This window comes from Qipengyuania gaetbuli (genome assembly GCF_020524765.1).
GTDB lineage: Bacteria > Pseudomonadota > Alphaproteobacteria > Sphingomonadales > Sphingomonadaceae > Qipengyuania > Qipengyuania gaetbuli_A.
Genome location: NZ_JAIVLR010000001.1, coordinates 298,699 through 315,417 on the forward strand (window position 1 = coordinate 298,699; position 16,719 = coordinate 315,417).

Consider the following 16,719-nt stretch of genomic DNA (forward strand, 5'->3'; position numbering starts at 1 on the left):
CAGGCCGGTGCCGGCGTGATTACATTCCCGGCAGGTTGAAGCCCGGGGGCAGGCCCATACCGCTCTGGATGGCCTGCATTTCCTCGGCAGACTTGCGGTCGGCCTTGTCGCGCGCATCGTTGAAGGCAGCCGTGACGAGGTCTTCGACGATCTGCTTTTCTTCCGGCTTCATCAGGCTTTCGTCGATCTGGACGCCGATGATCCGGCCGCGCGCAGTGGCGCGGACCTTCACCAGGCCGCCACCGGCGATGCCTTCGACCTCGATATTGTCGAGCTTGGCCTGTGCTTCGCCCATCTGGGTCTGGATCGTCTCGGCCGCCTTCTGGGCCGCTGCGATCATTTCTTCCATCGATTTCATGCGTTTCTGCTCCAGGGTATTTCGCGCCGCATCGGGGGGAGTTCGGCGCCGTCTTCAATCAATTCGGCATCGGGAAATGCCGCGAAAGTGGCCTTCACCAGCGGGTGTTCGCGCAGTTTCGCCTTGGCTTCCTCGCGCGCGGCCTTGTCGCGTTCGACCAGCGAGGGCTGCGCCTTGGCCGGGTCCCCCGCCTCCAGCAACCAGCGTTCGCCGCTGACGGCATAGAGCGCGTCCTTGAGCACCGGCTCGATCGCATCGCTGAAATTGTCGGGGCGGTCATAGACCAGCTTGCCCTGCTCGACCGAAATCGGGCGGATTTGCAGGCGCATGATGCTGGCAGCCTGCAGGTGCCCGGCATGGTCGACCTTCTCGACCAGCTCTTCCCAGTCGAGCGAGGCCGTGGGCGCAGCCGCGCTCGCCCCGCCTTCCGACGGTGCAGCGGGTGCCGGACCGCGCTTGGCCAGTTCGTCCAGCTTCTTCGCCAGCTTGCCCGGGTCGGGCAGGTTGGAAGCGTGCAGCACGCGCAGCAATGCCATGCGCGCGGAAACCAGCGGATCGGGCGCCTGCCTGACCTCGTCATGGCCTTTCAGCAGCAATTGCCACAGGCGGTGGACCTGGCCGACCTCCAGCCGCTGGGCCCAGTCCTGCAACTGCTCGCGCTCTTCGACGGTCGGCGCATCCGCTTCGCCCGCGACCTGCGCCAGTGCGATACGGTGGGTGATGTCCATGAGCGAGCGCATCAGCGCGAGCGGTTCGACGCCCAGCGCATACTGGTCGTCCACTGCGGTCAGCGCGGCATTGGCATCGCCATCGAGGAGGTGCGCGAACAGCTTGCGCTGCGCCCCGCGATCCGCAAGGCCGAGCATGTCGCGCACGCGTTCCGCGGTGACGCGGCCGCCGGTATCCATGTCGGCATGGGCAATCGCTTGGTCGAGAATGGAAAGCCCGTCGCGGACCGAACCTTCGGCGGCATTGGCAATGATGTGCAAAGCCTCGCCATCGGCCTCGACGCTTTCCTTGCGGCAGATTTCCGCGAAATGCGCCTCGAGCAGTTCCACCGGGATTCGGCGCAGGTCGAAACGCTGCGTGCGGCTGAGGACGGTGACTGGCAGCTTGTCCACTTCGGTCGTCGCGAAGAGGAACTTCACATGCGCAGGCGGTTCCTCAAGAGTCTTGAGCAAGGCGTTGAACGCATTGCGCGACAGCATGTGGACTTCGTCGATGATGTAGATCTTGTAGCGCGCCGAAACGGCGGCGTAGCGCACCGCCTCGATGATCTCGCGCACGTCGTCGACACCCGTGTGCGAGGCGGCGTCCATCTCGATCACGTCGATATGGCGACCTTCCGCGATGGCGCGGCACGGTTCGCATTCGCCGCAGGGGCTGATCGTCGGACCGCCCTGCCCGTCCGGCCCGATGCAGTTCAGCGCCTTCGCGATGAGGCGCGCGGTCGAGGTCTTCCCGACCCCGCGAACGCCGGTCATCAGGAAGGCGTGGGCCAGCCGGTCGCGGGCGATGGCATTGGCCAGCGTGCGGACCATCGCGTCCTGGCCGATGAGTTCGGCAAAGGTCTGCGGACGGTACTTGCGCGCCAGCACGCGGTAGGGCTGCGAGGAGGCAGGCGCTTCGGCGGCCTTTGGCGCTTCCTCTGCTGCTTCGGGTTCCGCCACGGGTTCGGGCGCCGGAGCGGGAGCAGGCGGCGGTTCGGCAGGCGCGCCGAACATCGATTCCTGCCCTGCCGCCTCGAGTTCGGCAGCGCTCGGCGCGGCCTCTTCGGCCTCGCTTTCCCAAGGGAGCGAGTCGGTATTCTCCGGTGAATCACCCATGCATGACTAGGTAGGCACTGGCGCGCCAAATGTCACACCGTGAGCAATGCGAATTGTGGGTGAAAAAGGAGCCGGCCGACCCGCCGCAATCCACCTGGGCTGCTTCCTTCCGGACCTGACCCGGTGAGCGAACGCAAACGTCCGACCGACTCCCGGAGGCGCATATGGCGACGAGGAAGCCCCGATGCAAGCCAAGATGCGGCTGGCTAGTCGATGTCGATGCCCAGCCGCCCGGCTTCCGCGATCATCGCTGCGTTGATGCGGCGGTGGCGGTTGTAGCTCGCCTTGGTTGCGGCGATCCCGCTCTCGAGCATGGTCCGGTATCCGGTGCAGGTGCGGGCACCGTTATTTTCCTCAAGCCCCTTGAAGCTGTTTTCCAGGCTACCGATCATGCCCATCAGGTTTGCCTCGAAGTCGAGTTCTACGACGTCGTCGGCTTCGCGGGTCAATTCGAAGAAATCTTCGTCGGAAATCTTGCCCGAGGCGAGCAACATCCAGCCGAGCCACGTTCCCAGTCGCTGTTCGTATTGCTCCTGCGCATCATAGGGCATGTCGCCCGAGATCAATGTTCCCGCGTATGGACCCGCGACTTCGGTAGAGCCTGCTGCCGCGAACCTTGCGACGACTTCGGGATCGGCGCAGTCGAAGCGGGCAAGGTATTCGGTTTCGCTGGCAGGTGGGCCGGGATCGACCGGCCGCGGCGAGCCGGGTTCGAGTTCGCCCCCGACCTCGCGCTGGTAGAGGGCAAGCATGTCCGCTTCCCCGCAATCGACCGAATATTTGTCGAACGTGTCGAAACGGAAGACGAGCGTTCGCTCGTTCCCGTCGACAATTTCGGTCTTTTCGAAGGCCAGGGCCGACCATCCCGGACCTGCGCCGAACATGGTATCCTCGCGCTGCTCCCAGCCGTTCGCGGCGAGCGTCTCGGCAAGCGCGACGCGCCAGTCTTCCATGTGGTCGCCGTATTCGAGTTCGCTTTCCCAGCTCAGACCGGCAAGCCGCCCCGACCAAGGCGTGTAGACGCCCGAGCCCGAGGAGAAAGGCGCCCGCGCTTCACCCGGAGATTCGAACAAGGCCAGCGCGCCGGCTGGCTGCTCTTCTTCCGTCTTGCCGAGCACGAATTCATTGGCAGCAAGCGCGGGACAGAGGCTGTCGATCCATTCCGCCGAAACCTGCGGGGCCGTTTGTGCGAGCGCAGGTGCCGGCACCATCGCGCTCACGCCCAAGGCGACGGTACCTGCGATGCGGGCCGCCCTGCCGGCCCGGCAAAATCGTGATCTCATGCAATATCGATCCCACGGTCGGCATGATGCCAGTCCCGGTGGGATTATCTGCCAAAGAAGCGCAAACCCGCCAAGCGGTTTCGCGCGACCACAACCCTACCGGAAATTGTCGGCGTAGGCCTGCAGCTTGAGGCTCTTGGGCGGCGTTGCGTGAACGCGTGCGACAATGCCGTATTTTTCGGCATAGGCCTTGGCGGCATCCTTGGTCGGGAAGGTAAGCTGCACCTGCACCTGCGTGTCGCCGCTGCCGGTCCAGCCCATCAGGGGGTCCGCCTTGCGCGCTTCGGACTGCTCGAATTCGAGCACCCACTCGTCGGTCCGGGCCTTGCCGGACTGCATCGCATTTTTCGGTCGCTGGTAGATTCGTGCCGCCATAGTGGCCGCTCCCCTAATTCAGCCCTCGCTTTTTGAAAAGGCGTTCTTGGTCTTCAAACTCGGCTTTTCGGTCCACGGTTCCTCCGGCCAGCGGTGCTTGGGATAGCGGCCCTTCATGTCCTTGCACACGTCCGACCAGCTGCCGCGCCAAAAGCCCGGCAGGTCGCGCGTGGCCTGGATGGGTCGGCCTGCGGGACTGGTGAGCTTGAGCAGCAGCGGCGTGTCGCCGACCATCGGATGCCGCTCGAGCCCGAACAGCGCCTGCACCCGCACTTCCGTGCAGGGCGCATCGTCGCCGGTGTAGTCGATGGCGTGGGTGGTGCCTGCAGGCGAGGTGAACTCGCGCGGCGCTGCCCTGTCGAGGCGCTGGCGTTCGTTCCAGTCGAGCATCCCGAGCAAGGCATCGACAAGCCTGCCCTTGGGAATGTCGAGGTCGCGGCGCCCCGCCAGCAGCGGTGCGAGCCAGAGATCGGCCTGGCCAGCCAGAGATGCCGGATCCAGGGCTCCAATCGCGGCATAGCGGGCCCGTGCCGCCAATTCCCGCGGGACCAGCTTTCCCATGTCTTCCAACGCTTTTTCCACAAGGCTGTCCACAATCGCCGCCTCGTCGGGCGCAGGATCGGGTCCGGTGGCAAGCGTTATCGCGCCAAGCCTGCGTTCAAGCCGCGCCTCGATCCGGTTGCCGTTCCAGCGGATGACCGATCTGCGCTCGATCCGCTCGGGCAGCCAGCGTTCGAGGTCCTTCTCGTCAAGCGCGGTGGCCGCAGTGATCCGCGCGCCCTTCGCCTGCCCTTGTGCATCGCCGATGACGAGGAAATCCGCCCGGGCGAGCGAAGATGCCGGATCAAGCGCGAAGCCGCGCCCTCCCGCCGCGATCCAGCTTTCGCCGGACCCGTCGCGGCGCTTAGCGATGAATTCGGGTCTGCCAGCAGCCAGCAGGATGGCGAGCGGGACATCCTCGCGCGGCCGCTTGCCGACCAGTTCGCGGGCACGCTCCGCCCAGCGCGCAGCGAGCTTGCGGCTTGCATCCGCTCGGCCGGAACGGTCGGTGTTCCAGCGCGAAAGCCGCGCTTCGAGGTCTTCGCCGCGTCCGCCCAGCCCGCGTTCCTGCAACAGCAGGGCGAGCCGCGCCGCCTCGCCCTCGCAGCCGTGCTCCGCCCCGAACAGCAGCATCGCGGCAGAGGCCGGGTCGAGCGGGAGCGCGGCCATCTGCTGCCCACGCGCCGTGATCTTCCCGTCACCGTCTAATGCGCCAAGTGCCTGCAACGTCGCCCTCGCCGCGGCGACAGAGGGCGCGGGAGGCACGTCGAGCCACGGCAGCGATGCAGGATTGCTCGCCCCCCATTTCGCCAGCGTCAAAACCAGCGGGGCGAGGTCCGATGTCGCCATTTCCGGCGGGTCGAATGCGGGACGCCCCGCATGGCCACCCTCCTCCCACAGGCGATAGGCGACACCCGGCCCTTGCCGCGCTGCACGGCCTGCGCGCTGGGCCGCGGCAGCCTGGCTCGCGCGGTGAGTGACGAGGTGCGTGGTCCCCGCAGCCCGGTCGAATTCCGCACGGCGTGAGAGGCCTGCATCGACGACGACGGATACCCCGTCGAGCGTCAGCGATGTCTCCGCAATCGCGGTGGCAAGTACGATGCGCCGGCGTCCCTCAAGATCGCGGCGGATCGCGGCGCGCTGCTCGGCAGGCTGGACCTGCCCGTGAAGCGGCAGGACGAGCGCGGTCGGGAGCCGAACTTCCAGCCGTTCCCGCGTGCGTTCGATTTCCCCCACGCCGGGCAGGAAGGCGAGGATATCACCATCCTCCTCGCGCCAGGCCTGCGAGATGGCTGCCGCCATGGCGTCTTCGACCCGTTCTTGCGGTGAGGAACCAAGCCAGACGGTCCGCAGCGGGTAGGCTCGCCCCTCGCTTTCGACGACCGGCGTCCCTTCGCCGACCAGCGAAGCGAACCGCGCGCCGTCGATCGTCGCCGACATGACCAGAACGCGCAAATCCTCGCGCAGCACGGCGCGGCTTTCCAGTGCGAGCGCAAGGCCGAGATCGCTGTCGAGGTGCCGCTCATGCGCCTCGTCGAACAGCACGGCCGAAACGCCGGAGAGATCGGGATCGTCGAGGATCATGTTGACGAAGATCGCCTCCGTCACGACCAGCACGCGAGTCGCGGCGCTGCGCTTGCTGTCGAGGCGCGTCAGGTAGCCGATCGTCTGGCCCGCCTTCTCGCCCAGCAATTCGGCCATGCGTTCGGCCGCTGCACGCGCGGCAACGCGGCGGGGCGAGGTCAGGATGACGGTCCCCTCGCACCAGTCCTCGCCCAGCAGGGCCGGCGCCACGGCAGTCGTCTTGCCCGCCCCCGGCGGAGCGACGAGCACGGCGCCGGTGCCGCTGCGCAGTGCCGCCAGCAGGTCCGGCAAGACAGCATGGATGGGGAGATCGTCGGCCACGAAACGGCTCTTTGCACAGCGACGGCTCTTGCGCAGCCCCTCCCTGCCCGCTTTTTCGCACATCGGATTGAAATACCACACGAACCTCCACCTGTTTGCAGAAACGGCAGAAATGCTGGTATTTCCCCCGCTCCTTGCTCTTTCATTCGGGTGGAGGGGGTGAGGTCGTCCCGGGCTCCGGACAGCGCAAAGGCGCACGGCGGGACACCTGTAAAGCAAGGGAGAAAACCATGAAGAAGATGATGACCGCCCTGGCGGCATTTACCCTCGTGGCGGGGGCAACCGCCTGTTCCGAAACTGCGGATACGGAGGCGGCCAGCACGGAAGCAGGCTCCATCGCCGGCGAATGGAAGGCCGATATCGAATCGGCCAGCTTCGAAAACGACAACCGCGACTGGGTGCTCGCCGACGGCCAGTACCAGTGCAACAGCTGCCTGCCGCCCTACGGCTTCGCCGCAGACGGTAAATGGCAGACGGTCGACCGTCCGGGTACAGACAGCCAGATGATCGAGGTCGTCGACGAACGCACGGTCAAGTTCTCCAGCCGCTTCAAGGGCGAGGACACCGGCAGTTCGACCATGACCATCAGCGAAGACGGGCAGACCGCAACGGTCGAATGGACCGACCTGTCCGGCGACACTCCGGTCAACGGCAAGTCGACCTTCACGCGCACCGCAGCCGGTCCGGATGGCTCGCACGCCATGTCGGGCAAGTGGACGACGGCGAACATCGATTCCATCGACGAAGCCGGCCTCAAGTTCACCTTCGCGCTCGAGGGCGATACGCTGAGCAACAGCGGCAATGGCAGCAGCTGGACTGCCAAGCTCGGCGGTGAACCGGTGGCGATCGAAGGCGACAATTCGGGCACCATGGTCGCGGTCGAGAAGACCGGCGACAACAGCTACCGCGAAACCTATTCGCGTGACGGGGAAACGCTTTCCGTCACCGAACTGACGGTCGAGGGCGACAAGCTCAAGGGCGTCAGCACGGATTCGCGCGACGGCAGCAAGGTGACCTGGACCGCAACGCGCCAGTAAGCCAAAGGGCCAATAGACGAAGCCCCGGTCCTGCATTGCGCAGGGCCGGGGTTTTGCTTGGGATCAATAGCCGCGCGAAACTGCGAAAAGGGCAGCCTGCGTCATCGCCTGGCGCGCCTTGCCGTCGGGGAAGATCGACAGCGCGTCGATCGCGCGCTGGGCAAAGTGCCGCGCCCGCGCCTTGGTATCGGCCACGGCATTGTGGCTGTCGATCAGGCGGATCGCTTCTTCGAGATCGGCATCGCTGGTCCGGAAACCGCCGATGGCGGCTTTCCAGAAAGCGCGTTCCTCCTCGTTGCCGCGCGCATAGGCGAGGATGACCGGCAGGGTCATCTTGCCTTCGCGGAAATCGTCGCCGCGATCCTTGCCCATCTGCGCTGCATCGGCATCGTAATCGAGCGCATCGTCGACCAGCTGGAAGGCAACGCCCAGGTTGCGGCCGTATTCGTCGAGCGCGCGTTCCTCTTCCTCGTTGCACTCCGCCACCACGGCGGCGATCCGGCTGGCGGCTGCAAACAGCGCCGCGGTCTTGGCGCGGATGATGTGGAGGTAGCGTTCTTCCGAAGTGTCGATCTTGCGCTGGGCGGTCAGCTGGTCGACCTCGCCTTCCGCGATGATCGCCGAGGCGCCCGACAGGATCTTGAGCACCTTGAGGCTGCCGTCCTCGGTCATCAGTTCGAAGCTGCGGCTGAACAGGAAATCGCCCACCAGCACAGTGGCAGGATTGCCGAAGATGATGTTGGCCGCAGCCTTGCCGCGGCGCAGGTCGCTGCCGTCGACCACGTCGTCGTGCAGCAGCGTGGCGGTGTGGATGAATTCAACCGCAGCAGCCAGCTTGTAGTGGCGCGTGCCGCTGTACCCCACCAGTTCCGCACCGGCGAGCGTGAGCATGGGACGCAGTCGCTTGCCCCCGCCCGAAATCAGGTGGCCGGCCAGCGCTGGAATGAGCGGCACTTCGCTCTGCATCCGGTCGAGGATGACCTGGTTGACCTGGTTCATGCCCGACGCGGTCAGCGCCAGCATCGGCTCGATCGAGGGCTCGGGCCCTTTGCGCGGAAGAGGTACGACGTCGGCTGTCATTTCGGCTTGGCCATGGTCTGCACTTGCTTTCTTGGCAAGCGGGGAATTGATGATAGCGTGCTTCACATGACCAACGCGCCAGCCCAGGATCCGGTCCTTGCCGGGTATCGCAAGAGCATCGACAATATCGACGCGGCCATCGTGCACATGCTTGCCGAACGGTTCCGCATCACGCAGGCCGTCGGCGCATACAAGGCCAAGGCAACGCTGCCTCCGGCCGACCCTTCGCGCGAACAGGAACAGATCGCGCGCCTGCGCAGGCTGGCCGAGGAGAGCGAGCTTGACCCCGAGTTCAGCGAGAAATTCCTGCGCTTCATCATCGACGAGGTGATCCGCCACCACGAACAGGCGCGCGAGGGTTAGCCTCCGGCGCGTGGCAGGGTTAGGCTGACCAGCAGCCCGCCCAGGTCCTCGCTTTCGCCGAGCTCCACCGATCCGCCGTAGATTTCGGCAACATCGCGTACGATGGCAAGGCCAAGGCCCGTGCCCGGCTTGCCCGTGTCGAGCCGTGCGCCGCGGTCGAAGATGCGGGTCCGCTCGCTCGGCGGGATGCCTTCGCCGTCGTCTTCGACCCAGATGGTGCAGTCCTTGGCCTCGCGGTCGGCATCGATGGTGACGAAGACGCTGCCGCCGCCGTATTTCGCCGCGTTCTCGATCAAATTGCCGAGAATTTCGTCGAGGTCCTGCCGCTCGATCGACACGGCGGCCTGCTTGTTGCCGTCGACATCAAAGCGCGTGTTCTCGTAAATGCGCGTAACTGCGCGCAGCACGCTTTCCGCGCTCGGCCAGACATCGGCGCGCGAATGGCCCGACGCCCTGCGGCCCACTGCCCGTGCACGTGCAAGATGATGCTCGACATGGCGCTGCATCGTCTTGGTCTCGCGGAAGACGAGGTCGGACAACTGCGGATCGTTGGCCGTCGCGGCATTGGTCAGCACGGTCAGAGGGGTTTTCAGCGCATGGGCCAGATTGCCCGCATGCATCCGCGCCTCTTCAGCCTGTTTCTCGCTATGGGCGAGCAAGCCGTTGATTTCCTCCACCAGCGGCTCGACTTCCAGCGGCAGCGGTTCGGTAATCCGGTTGGCCCCTTCGGAGCGCATGGACTGGATCGCCGCCCGCACGCGGCGCAGGGGCGAAAGGCCGTAATAGCTCTGAAGCGCGGCCATAATGAGCAGCCCCAAGGCAAGCGCGGCAAAGCTCCAAACGAGGATGGAGCGGATGCGCGAGATCTGGAAATCCAGTTCCTCGCGCGCCGAGGCTACCGCGAAGGTCCAGCGCGCGTCGCTATCGGGCAGGATGACGCTGCGCTCCACGATGCGCAGGGGTTCGCCTGCAAACTGGTAGCTGTCGTAGAAATGCGGATCGTCGTCGAAATGATCCTGCCGCAGCTTCAGCGGACTGTCCCACAGAGAGCGGGACAGGGAGGGTTCGAGCGAATCCGAGGTGTAGCCTTCCTGCCCTTCCGCGCTGATCTGGTAGTAGAGCCCGCTGTTGGGCTCGAGGAAGCGCGGCTCGCCGACCGGGCGGTTGAAGTAGATTTCACCGTCCGGGCCTACTTCGGCCACCACCAGCATGGCGTTGAGAAGATATTCCAGCTGGTCGTCGAAATTCTTCTCGACCATGCGCGTCAGCGTGCGGTCGAGCGCGAAGCCGCCGCCCAGCAACAGCACCGCGATCCACACCGCGGCGATCGCCATCATGCGCTTGGCAAGGCTGCGGCGGGGTGGGCCGGCCGGAACCGTCACCCCCGCGTCTTCGGGCGCAGGCGTATCGGCGGGCGGGGTCACCGCCGCGCGACGCGCCTCGGCAGCCGGAGTATCCTCAGGCCCGGGGTGCGTCTGCGGGGTCGTCGAGGCTGTACCCAAGTCCACGGATGGTCGTGATCACTTCCGCGCCCAGCTTCTTGCGGATGCGCGTGACGAAGACCTCGATCGTGTTGGAATCGCGGTCGAAATCCTGATCGTAGATATGCTCGATCAGTTCGGTGCGGCTGACCACCTTGCCCTTGTGGTGCATGAGGTAGCTCAGCAGCTTGTATTCCTGCGCGGTCAGCTTGACCGGTTCGCCTGCAAGCGTGACGCGGCCCGAACGCGTGTCGAGACGCACCTGGCCTGCAGTCAGTTCGCTGGAGGTATTACCCGAAGCACGGCGGATCAGCGCGCGCAGGCGGGCGATCAGTTCTTCGGTCTGGAACGGCTTGGCGAGGTAATCGTCGGCACCTGCATCGAGGCCTGCGACCTTGTCCGACCAGCTGTCACGCGCGGTCAGCACCAGCACGGGGAACTTGCGGCCTTCCTTGCGCCACATGCCCAGCACGGTCAGCCCGTCGATTTCAGGCAGGCCGAGATCGAGGATGACGGCATCGTAATCCTCGGTCGAGCCGAGGAAATGGCCGTCCTCGCCATCGGTCGACAAATCGACTGCATAGCCGTTCTGTTCGAGAGTGGTTTTGAGCTGGAGGCCGAGCGTGGGCTCGTCCTCGACAATCAGGATCCGCATGAATTTCCGTCCTTGTAACCTTTGTGACGCGTGTCGTTCATGTAGATGAACGCGTCAAGATGAACGGAGTTTCTCCGGCGATCAGTTGCTGCGCCGGATTACCCGGCCGGTGCGCGCATCGACGTCCACGAACAGCACGCGGCCGTTGCGGATGAATTTGAGGCGATAGGCCACGGCCACACTGTCGTAGGCGGGGCCGAGATATTCGGCATCGCCCATGGTCGGCAGGATGCGCGCCTCGATCTGGCGGAGCGAAAGCGTGCGGCCCGCGCTCATTTCCTTACGCGCTTCGCCCTGGTCGGAACGGCTCTGCGCCGCGAGCGGGGCCGCAGCGATCGGGCCGGCGACGAGGCCGACGGCGAGAATGGAGGAGAGCAGGCGTTTCATGGTGCCTGTGTGACTAATCGCGATCCATTGAACAAGGTGTGAATACTGCCTTTCGCGCCCGTTCAGCGGGTCATTTCGTATTTCACCAGCACCGAAACGCCGGTTCCGACCTCGCCCGGCTCGATCTGGGTCGTCGCATCTGCCGAGACAGCGGTGACCGCGATAGCGCCCTCGCCGCGCATCATCGGGCCGTAGCTCTGGTAACTTTCGGACACTTCGAGCAGGCGCACGCCGGTATAGCCGCTCATGCGTGCATATTCCTCGGCCATGGCGCGCCCGCTGGCGAAAGCCGCCTTGCGCGCGGCCTGCTTCGCTTCCTTGTCGTCCTCCAGCATGAAGTTCGGGCCGTAAATGTTGTTCGCACCCGCGCTGACCAAAGCGTCGAGCACCTCGCCTGCACGTTTGAGGTCGCGCAGCTTCACGTTGAGCTGGTTGGTCACGTCATAACCCACAAAGGTCGGCTGGCGGCCGTCATTGTTGTACTGGTACTGCGCGTTGAGGTTGAAGTTCGAGGTCTGGATATCCTTGCGCGCTATGCCGAGCGAACGGAGCTTGTCGATCAGCCGTTCCATCTGCTGCGCGTTGAGGCGCACGGCCTCCTGAGCCGTGGCGGCCCGCGTGGTCACCCCTGCCCCGACCCCCGCGACATCGGGTGCCGTACGGACCACCTCGTTGACGGTCAGTTCCACTACCGGACCGGTGGCGGCAATCTGGATCTCGGCTCCCAAGGCAGGCGAAGCGGCGGCAATAGCGGCGATGGCGGCAGCGGTAACGGTGATGCGGGACATGGCGTAACTCCTTAAACCTCGGTACCTTTTCGGCATTCCCGCTTTACCGATGGCTGAACGGTTCGGTTCCCCGCTTCCCTTGTCGCCGTGAAGCCGTTAGCCAGCCCGAAACGAAATCAGGGGGACGAGAATGGGTATCCGCAAATTCCTGGCCGGCATGGCAATCGTCGTGATGGCGAGCAGTGCTTCGGCGCAGATGCAGCCCGTCCCCGATCGCCTGCCGGGCGAGGCGGAAGGTCCTTTCGAGACCCTCATCGTGTCCGGCGCGACCATGATCGAAGGGTCTGGCGCCCCGCCGATGGGTCCGGTCGATATCGTCATCGAGGGCAACCGCATCGCCGCGATCCACGGCGGCGGCGCCCCTGACGCGGTGAAGGCCGGTGCATCGCGCGTGCTCGATGCGCGCGGCATGACCGTCATGCCCGGCTTCGTCGACGTGCATGGCCACAATGGCGATCCGGGCAAGGCCGCCCAGCCGTCCTATGGCTATCGCCTGTGGCTCGCACACGGGGTCACCAGCGTGCGCGGCGTCTCGTTCTATTTCGGGCCCGGCCAGCCCGACCTGACCGATGCCCAGCGCAGCGCGGCGAACACCATCGTCGCGCCGCGGCTCTATCCCTACGCCGTGTTCGGCGACAAATGGGGCCGCCCCGCCCCAACCACTGAAGCCGGCGCGCGCGAATGGGTGCGCTGGGCCAAAGCGCAGGGGTTCTGGGGGATCAAGTTCTTCAACTCGCTGATGCCCGATGTCTTCGCCGCCGCACTGGACGAGGCGGAGAAGCATGGCATGGGCACGGTCGCCCACCTCGCCCAGCCGGGCGTGCAGCGCGTCAATGCGAAGAAGGCGGTTGAACTGGGCCTCGACGGTGTGACCCATTTCTACGGCCACTTCGAAAGCCTGCTGAGCGACAATGCGCTGGTCCGCTATCCCGAAGGCTACAACTATTTCGACGAGCAATCGCGCTTCGGCTGGGTCGCGCGGCTTGCCGACCAGGTGGTCAAGCCGGGCAGCGAGGAATGGGACGAGTACATCGACTTCCTGGTCGAAAGCGGCGTGACGCTGAGCCCCACCTTCAACATCTATTCCGCCAGCCGCGATGTGATGGCGGCCAAGAACCGCGACTGGCACGCGCGCTATTCGCTGCCTTCGCTGATGGATTTCTACGCCCCCAGCGCGACCAATCACGGCAGCTATTACAAGGACTGGAGCACCGAGGACGAGGTCGCCTGGCGCAAGTTCTACCGTTACTGGTTCGACTTGACGGCAGAATTCCACCGCCGCGGCGGACGCGTCACGGCGGGCAGCGATCCGGGCTATATCTACCAGACCTGGGGCTTCGCCTATATCGGCGAGCTTGAAATGCTGCGCGAGGCGGGCCTTTCCCCGCTGGAAGTGATCCGAGCCGCGACCATTTCGGGTGCTCAGGAAATCTACGATCCGCGCGGGGAGGAACCGCCCATGGGTACGATCCAGGTCGGCAAGCTGGCCGATCTCGTCATCGTGCCGGGCAATCCGCTCGACAATCTGAAGCTGCTCTATGGCACCGGCCATACGAAGCTCAATTACGAGAGCGGAGAGATCGAGCAGGTCGGCGGCGTGCGCTGGACGATCAAGGACGGCGTGGTCTACGACGCGCCGAAACTGCTCGAAAGCGTGGCCGCCATGGTCGAAGCGCAGAAGGCTCAGCAACCTTCGGGCGAGTAGCGCTTGCAGCTTGCGGGCCGCGCGACTACCTCGCGGCCCGACATGGCACAGCCCCCCATCCTCAGCCTCGAAGGCATGGCCCTGCAGCAGGGCGGCAAATGGCTGTTCGGCGGCCCCGACCACGCCCCGCTGGACCTCCACATCGGCCCGCGCGACCGGCTGGCGCTGATCGGCCGCAACGGCGTCGGCAAGACGACGCTCTTCCGCATGATCGACGGGCGCATAGAAACCGATGCGGGCACACGCAAGGTGAAGCCGCACGCCAAGATCGTGCTGCTCGAACAGGATCCTGACCTTTCGGGTTACAAGACCCTGCTCGACTGGGCGCTCGCCGGCGAGCACGCCCCGCAGGAGCACGAGGTGGAGGCTATCGCCGGCCAGCTCGGCATCGACATGAGCCGCGAGACGAAGGGCGCCAGCGGAGGCGAGAAACGCCGCGCGGCCATTGCCCGCGCACTGGCGCAGGACCCCGACCTGCTGCTGATGGACGAGCCGACCAACCACCTCGACCTTGGCGCGATCGACTGGCTGGAAGGCTGGCTCGAACGTTATCGCGGCGCCTTCGTGGTCATCAGCCACGACCGCACCTTCCTGAAGCGCCTGACCCGCGCGACCATCTGGCTCGACCGCGGCATCCTGCGGCGCAAGGAAGTGGGCTTCGGCGGCTACGAAGCGTGGGAAGAACAGGTCTATGCCGAGGAAGCGCGCGCGGCGGAAAAGCTCGACGCCAAGCTGAAGATCGAGGCCCACTGGCTCGAACGCGGCGTGACCGCGCGGCGCAAGCGCAACCAGGGACGGCTCGAGAAGCTGTGGCAGATGCGCGCCCAGCGCGCCTCGATGATCGCCAGCGCAGGCACGGCCAAGCTCAAGCTCGCCACGGAAGAAGACTTCAAGTCGAAGTCGGTCATCGTCGCCGAGAACATCACCAAGTCCTATGGCGACCGCACGATCATCAAGCCCTTCTCGCTGCGCATCCAGCGCGGCGACCGGATCGGCATCGTCGGTGCGAACGGGGCGGGCAAGACCACGCTGCTGAAGATGCTGACCGGCGAGATGGAGCCCGACAGCGGCACGGTCGACATTGCCAAGACGCTGACCGGCGTAATGATCGACCAGCAGCGCCAGCTGCTCGGCGAGGACAAGACCGTGCGGCAGGTGCTGGCCGAAGGCGGCGACTGGATCGACGTTCGCGGTGTGCGCAAACACGTGCAGGGCTATCTGAAGGAGTTCCTGTTCGACCCCAAGATCGTCGACATGAAGGTCGCGGTGCTGTCGGGCGGTGAACGCAGCCGCCTGCTGCTGGCCCGCGAATTCGCCAAGGCATCGAACCTGCTGGTGCTGGACGAGCCGACCAACGATCTCGACCTAGAAACGCTCGACCTGCTGCAGGAAGTGATTGCCGATTACGAAGGCACGGTCCTCATCGTCAGCCACGACCGCGACTTCCTCGACCGTACCGTCACAATCACGCTCGGCCTCGACGGAACCGGCAAGGTGGACGTGGTCGCGGGGGGTTACGAAGACTGGGAGGCCAAGCGCCGCCTGCCGGTTTCCGGCAAGGGGAAGAAGGACGACAAGTCCGCCGCTCCTGCGCCCGCCCCTGCCCCGCCGCCGTCCAAACCGACCAAGCTGTCCTACAAGGACCAGCGCGATTTCGAGCTGCTGCCTGCGCGGATAGAGGAGCTGGAAGCGGCCATCGCCAAGGGCGAGACGATCCTGTCCGATCCCGATCTCTACACCTCCGACCCGCAGAAATTCGCGACCATCAGCAAGGGCATCGAGAATGCCCGCGCCGAAAAGGACGCAGCGGAAGAACGCTGGCTGATGCTGGCGGAAATGGTCGAGGCGCTTTGAGCGCAGAGCGGCTGGCCGACGAGATCGCCGCTTGCCGGCTGTGCGAAAGGCACCTGCCGCACGGGGTCAGGCCGGTTGCCAGCTTCTCCCCTACTGCACGGCTGCTGATCATCGGCCAGGCCCCCGGATCGAAGGTTCATGAAAGCGGCATCCCGTGGGACGATGCGAGCGGTGACCGCCTGCGCGAATGGACCGGCCTGACCCGCGAGCAGATGTACGATCCCGCGCAGGTTGCGCTCGTGCCGATGGGTTTCTGCTATCCCGGCAAGGCCAGCGGCGGGGACAAGCCCCCGCGCCCCGAATGCGCGCCGCAATGGCACGATCGCGTGCTGGACCTTTTGCCCGAAGACCGGCTCACCCTGCTGGTCGGCACTTATGCGCAGGCGCGTTACCTTCCAGAAACGCGAAAGCTCTCGCTGGCAGAGCGCGTTGGGAATTACCGCGACTATCTTCCGGAATATCTGCCCCTACCCCACCCCTCATGGCGCAGCACCATGTTCATGCGCGCCCATCCTTGGTTCGAGGCAGAGCTCGTGCCCGCCCTGCGAGAGGCAGTGGCTCAGCGGATCCGGTAGAAATCCGCAACGCGGTCGAGCGCCAGCTTCAGCACCAGCTTCCCGCTGCGCGCCGGCCAGCCGAGGCCCTTCTCCGCTTCTGGCAGGCTCTCGCAGCCGCAGACCACGCGCCACAGGACATCGGACAGCCCGCTGCCCGCTTCGGCCATCGCCCCGTCGAACCGGGCCTTGGCCGCAATCTGGCGCTCGGTCGGCGTCATGCCGTCACCGCCGCCTCCGTCGACGCGCACCGGGTCCCAGCGCATGGTGACGCCGGGCGATAGCTGGGCCCGCTCGTAATCCAGCCGAAGCCGTTCCCCGGCCTGGAAGAGGCGGTCGTCCAGATGTCCCCGGGCATGGAGCCAGGACAAAGGGCTCTCGGCGAGATTTACCGTTACGGTTCGCTTAGCGCGCCTTTCTGAGCCACGACCGCTCACGCCGGTTTCCGTCAATTCCCGTTCAACCAGTTCGCGGCGCATCGGCAATCTCCTTTGTTTGAGGAGAGCCCTTGCAAAGTTTCGGTTAGTG

Annotated in this window: 16 protein-coding genes and 1 other RNA gene; 5 read left to right on the forward strand and 12 right to left on the reverse strand. The window is 65.4% G+C overall.

Going from position 1 to position 16,719, the window contains the following annotated elements; translation table 11 throughout:
- Positions 1-19: 19 nt before the first annotated feature.
- The 6 genes from LC083_RS01555 to hrpB all read right to left on the reverse strand — a co-directional run bounded on the left by LC083_RS01555 (position 20) and on the right by hrpB (position 6,287).
- A complete protein-coding gene (locus LC083_RS01555; protein WP_226698906.1) occupies positions 20-358 on the reverse strand; it encodes a YbaB/EbfC family nucleoid-associated protein in 339 nt (112 codons plus the stop codon).
- Complete coding sequence (locus LC083_RS01560; protein WP_226698907.1) at positions 355-2,184, reverse strand: DNA polymerase III subunit gamma/tau; 1,830 nt, start codon at positions 2,182-2,184, stop codon at positions 355-357. The genes LC083_RS01555 and LC083_RS01560 overlap by 4 nt, the downstream gene beginning before the upstream one ends.
- 61 nt (positions 2,185-2,245) lie before the next feature.
- An RNA gene (gene ffs / locus LC083_RS01565) (signal recognition particle sRNA small type) lies at positions 2,246-2,340 on the reverse strand.
- A gap of 50 nt (positions 2,341-2,390) precedes the next feature.
- Positions 2,391-3,467, reverse strand: a complete 1,077-nt coding sequence (locus LC083_RS01570) for a hypothetical protein (protein ID WP_226698908.1) — start codon at positions 3,465-3,467, stop codon at positions 2,391-2,393.
- Between the two features lie 96 nt (positions 3,468-3,563).
- Positions 3,564-3,842 (reverse strand): ETC complex I subunit, encoded by a 279-nt coding sequence (locus LC083_RS01575; RefSeq protein ID WP_224830765.1) that lies wholly within the window; start codon positions 3,840-3,842, stop codon positions 3,564-3,566.
- An 18-nt stretch (positions 3,843-3,860) separates the two neighbouring features.
- On the reverse strand, positions 3,861-6,287 hold the full coding sequence (gene hrpB, locus LC083_RS01580; RefSeq protein ID WP_226698909.1) for an ATP-dependent helicase HrpB: 2,427 nt from the start codon (positions 6,285-6,287) through the stop codon (positions 3,861-3,863).
- A 230-nt stretch (positions 6,288-6,517) separates the two neighbouring features.
- On the opposite strand from hrpB, the gene LC083_RS01585 reads away from it, so the two are divergent.
- The gene (locus LC083_RS01585) at positions 6,518-7,324 is read left to right on the forward strand and encodes a hypothetical protein (protein WP_226698910.1); all 807 of its coding nucleotides are present in this window, start codon (positions 6,518-6,520) and stop codon (positions 7,322-7,324) included.
- A gap of 63 nt (positions 7,325-7,387) precedes the next feature.
- Here the strand turns inward: LC083_RS01585 and LC083_RS01590 are convergent, their stop codons facing one another.
- The gene (locus tag LC083_RS01590) at positions 7,388-8,404 is read right to left on the reverse strand and encodes a polyprenyl synthetase family protein (RefSeq protein ID WP_226698911.1); all 1,017 of its coding nucleotides are present in this window, start codon (positions 8,402-8,404) and stop codon (positions 7,388-7,390) included.
- A gap of 66 nt (positions 8,405-8,470) precedes the next feature.
- Here LC083_RS01590 and LC083_RS01595 point away from each other — a divergent pair, with 66 nt between their 5' ends.
- Entirely contained in the window at positions 8,471-8,767 is a 297-nt protein-coding gene (locus tag LC083_RS01595) for a chorismate mutase (protein WP_224830769.1), read from the forward strand.
- Here the strand turns inward: LC083_RS01595 and LC083_RS01600 are convergent.
- The 4 genes from LC083_RS01600 to LC083_RS01615 form a co-directional block, all read right to left on the reverse strand.
- Complete coding sequence (locus tag LC083_RS01600; RefSeq protein ID WP_226699998.1) at positions 8,764-10,104, reverse strand: ATP-binding protein; 1,341 nt, start codon at positions 10,102-10,104, stop codon at positions 8,764-8,766. The two genes, LC083_RS01595 and LC083_RS01600, sit on opposite strands and share 4 nt — an antisense overlap.
- A 121-nt stretch (positions 10,105-10,225) precedes the next feature.
- Positions 10,226-10,903: a response regulator transcription factor gene (locus LC083_RS01605; RefSeq protein ID WP_160607510.1), complete on the reverse strand. Its 678-nt coding sequence runs from the start codon at positions 10,901-10,903 to the stop codon at positions 10,226-10,228.
- Between the two features lie 81 nt (positions 10,904-10,984).
- A complete protein-coding gene (locus tag LC083_RS01610; protein WP_222554130.1) occupies positions 10,985-11,290 on the reverse strand; it encodes a PepSY domain-containing protein in 306 nt (101 codons plus the stop codon).
- 62 nt (positions 11,291-11,352) lie between these two features.
- Positions 11,353-12,078, reverse strand: coding sequence for an SIMPL domain-containing protein (locus LC083_RS01615; protein ID WP_226698912.1), 726 nt, complete (start codon positions 12,076-12,078; stop codon positions 11,353-11,355).
- Positions 12,079-12,208: 130 nt separating this feature from the next.
- Here LC083_RS01615 and LC083_RS01620 point away from each other — a divergent pair, with 130 nt between their 5' ends.
- The 3 genes from LC083_RS01620 to LC083_RS01630 are packed head-to-tail and all read left to right on the forward strand — an operon-like array spanning position 12,209 to position 16,212.
- A complete protein-coding gene (locus LC083_RS01620) occupies positions 12,209-13,783 on the forward strand; it encodes an amidohydrolase family protein (protein ID WP_226698913.1) in 1,575 nt (524 codons plus the stop codon).
- A 42-nt stretch (positions 13,784-13,825) separates the two neighbouring features.
- A complete protein-coding gene (locus LC083_RS01625) occupies positions 13,826-15,637 on the forward strand; it encodes an ABC-F family ATP-binding cassette domain-containing protein (RefSeq protein WP_226698914.1) in 1,812 nt (603 codons plus the stop codon).
- The gene (locus LC083_RS01630) at positions 15,634-16,212 is read left to right on the forward strand and encodes a uracil-DNA glycosylase family protein (RefSeq protein ID WP_226698915.1); all 579 of its coding nucleotides are present in this window, start codon (positions 15,634-15,636) and stop codon (positions 16,210-16,212) included. Before LC083_RS01625 ends, LC083_RS01630 begins: the two co-directional genes overlap by 4 nt.
- On the opposite strand, the gene LC083_RS01635 is transcribed toward LC083_RS01630, so the two are convergent.
- Positions 16,197-16,670 (reverse strand): DUF6456 domain-containing protein, encoded by a 474-nt coding sequence (locus tag LC083_RS01635; protein ID WP_226698916.1) that lies wholly within the window; start codon positions 16,668-16,670, stop codon positions 16,197-16,199. The genes LC083_RS01630 and LC083_RS01635 overlap by 16 nt on opposite strands.
- Positions 16,671-16,719 lie beyond the last annotated feature (49 nt).

Excerpts from the sequence above, each read along its gene's own strand:
- LC083_RS01555 (WP_226698906.1), bottom strand. The coding sequence starts at position 358 with ATGAAATCGATGGAAGAAATGATCGCAGCGGCCCAGAAGGCGGCCGAG.
- LC083_RS01560 (WP_226698907.1), bottom strand. The coding sequence starts at position 2,184 with ATGGGTGATTCACCGGAGAATACCGACTCGCTCCCTTGGGAAAGCGAG.
- LC083_RS01575 (WP_224830765.1), bottom strand. The coding sequence starts at position 3,842 with ATGGCGGCACGAATCTACCAGCGACCGAAAAATGCGATGCAGTCCGGC.
- LC083_RS01635 (WP_226698916.1), bottom strand. The coding sequence starts at position 16,670 with ATGCGCCGCGAACTGGTTGAACGGGAATTGACGGAAACCGGCGTGAGC.
- LC083_RS01625 (WP_226698914.1), top strand. The coding sequence starts at position 13,826 with ATGGCACAGCCCCCCATCCTCAGCCTCGAAGGCATGGCCCTGCAGCAG.
- LC083_RS01570 (WP_226698908.1), bottom strand. The coding sequence starts at position 3,467 with ATGAGATCACGATTTTGCCGGGCCGGCAGGGCGGCCCGCATCGCAGGT.
- LC083_RS01595 (WP_224830769.1), top strand. The coding sequence starts at position 8,471 with ATGACCAACGCGCCAGCCCAGGATCCGGTCCTTGCCGGGTATCGCAAG.
- LC083_RS01590 (WP_226698911.1), bottom strand. The coding sequence starts at position 8,404 with ATGACAGCCGACGTCGTACCTCTTCCGCGCAAAGGGCCCGAGCCCTCG.
- LC083_RS01600 (WP_226699998.1), bottom strand. The coding sequence starts at position 10,104 with ATGATGGCGATCGCCGCGGTGTGGATCGCGGTGCTGTTGCTGGGCGGC.
- LC083_RS01605 (WP_160607510.1), bottom strand. The coding sequence starts at position 10,903 with ATGCGGATCCTGATTGTCGAGGACGAGCCCACGCTCGGCCTCCAGCTC.
- LC083_RS01620 (WP_226698913.1), top strand. The coding sequence starts at position 12,209 with ATGGGTATCCGCAAATTCCTGGCCGGCATGGCAATCGTCGTGATGGCG.
- LC083_RS01615 (WP_226698912.1), bottom strand. The coding sequence starts at position 12,078 with ATGTCCCGCATCACCGTTACCGCTGCCGCCATCGCCGCTATTGCCGCC.
- LC083_RS01585 (WP_226698910.1), top strand. The coding sequence starts at position 6,518 with ATGAAGAAGATGATGACCGCCCTGGCGGCATTTACCCTCGTGGCGGGG.
- LC083_RS01610 (WP_222554130.1), bottom strand. The coding sequence starts at position 11,290 with ATGAAACGCCTGCTCTCCTCCATTCTCGCCGTCGGCCTCGTCGCCGGC.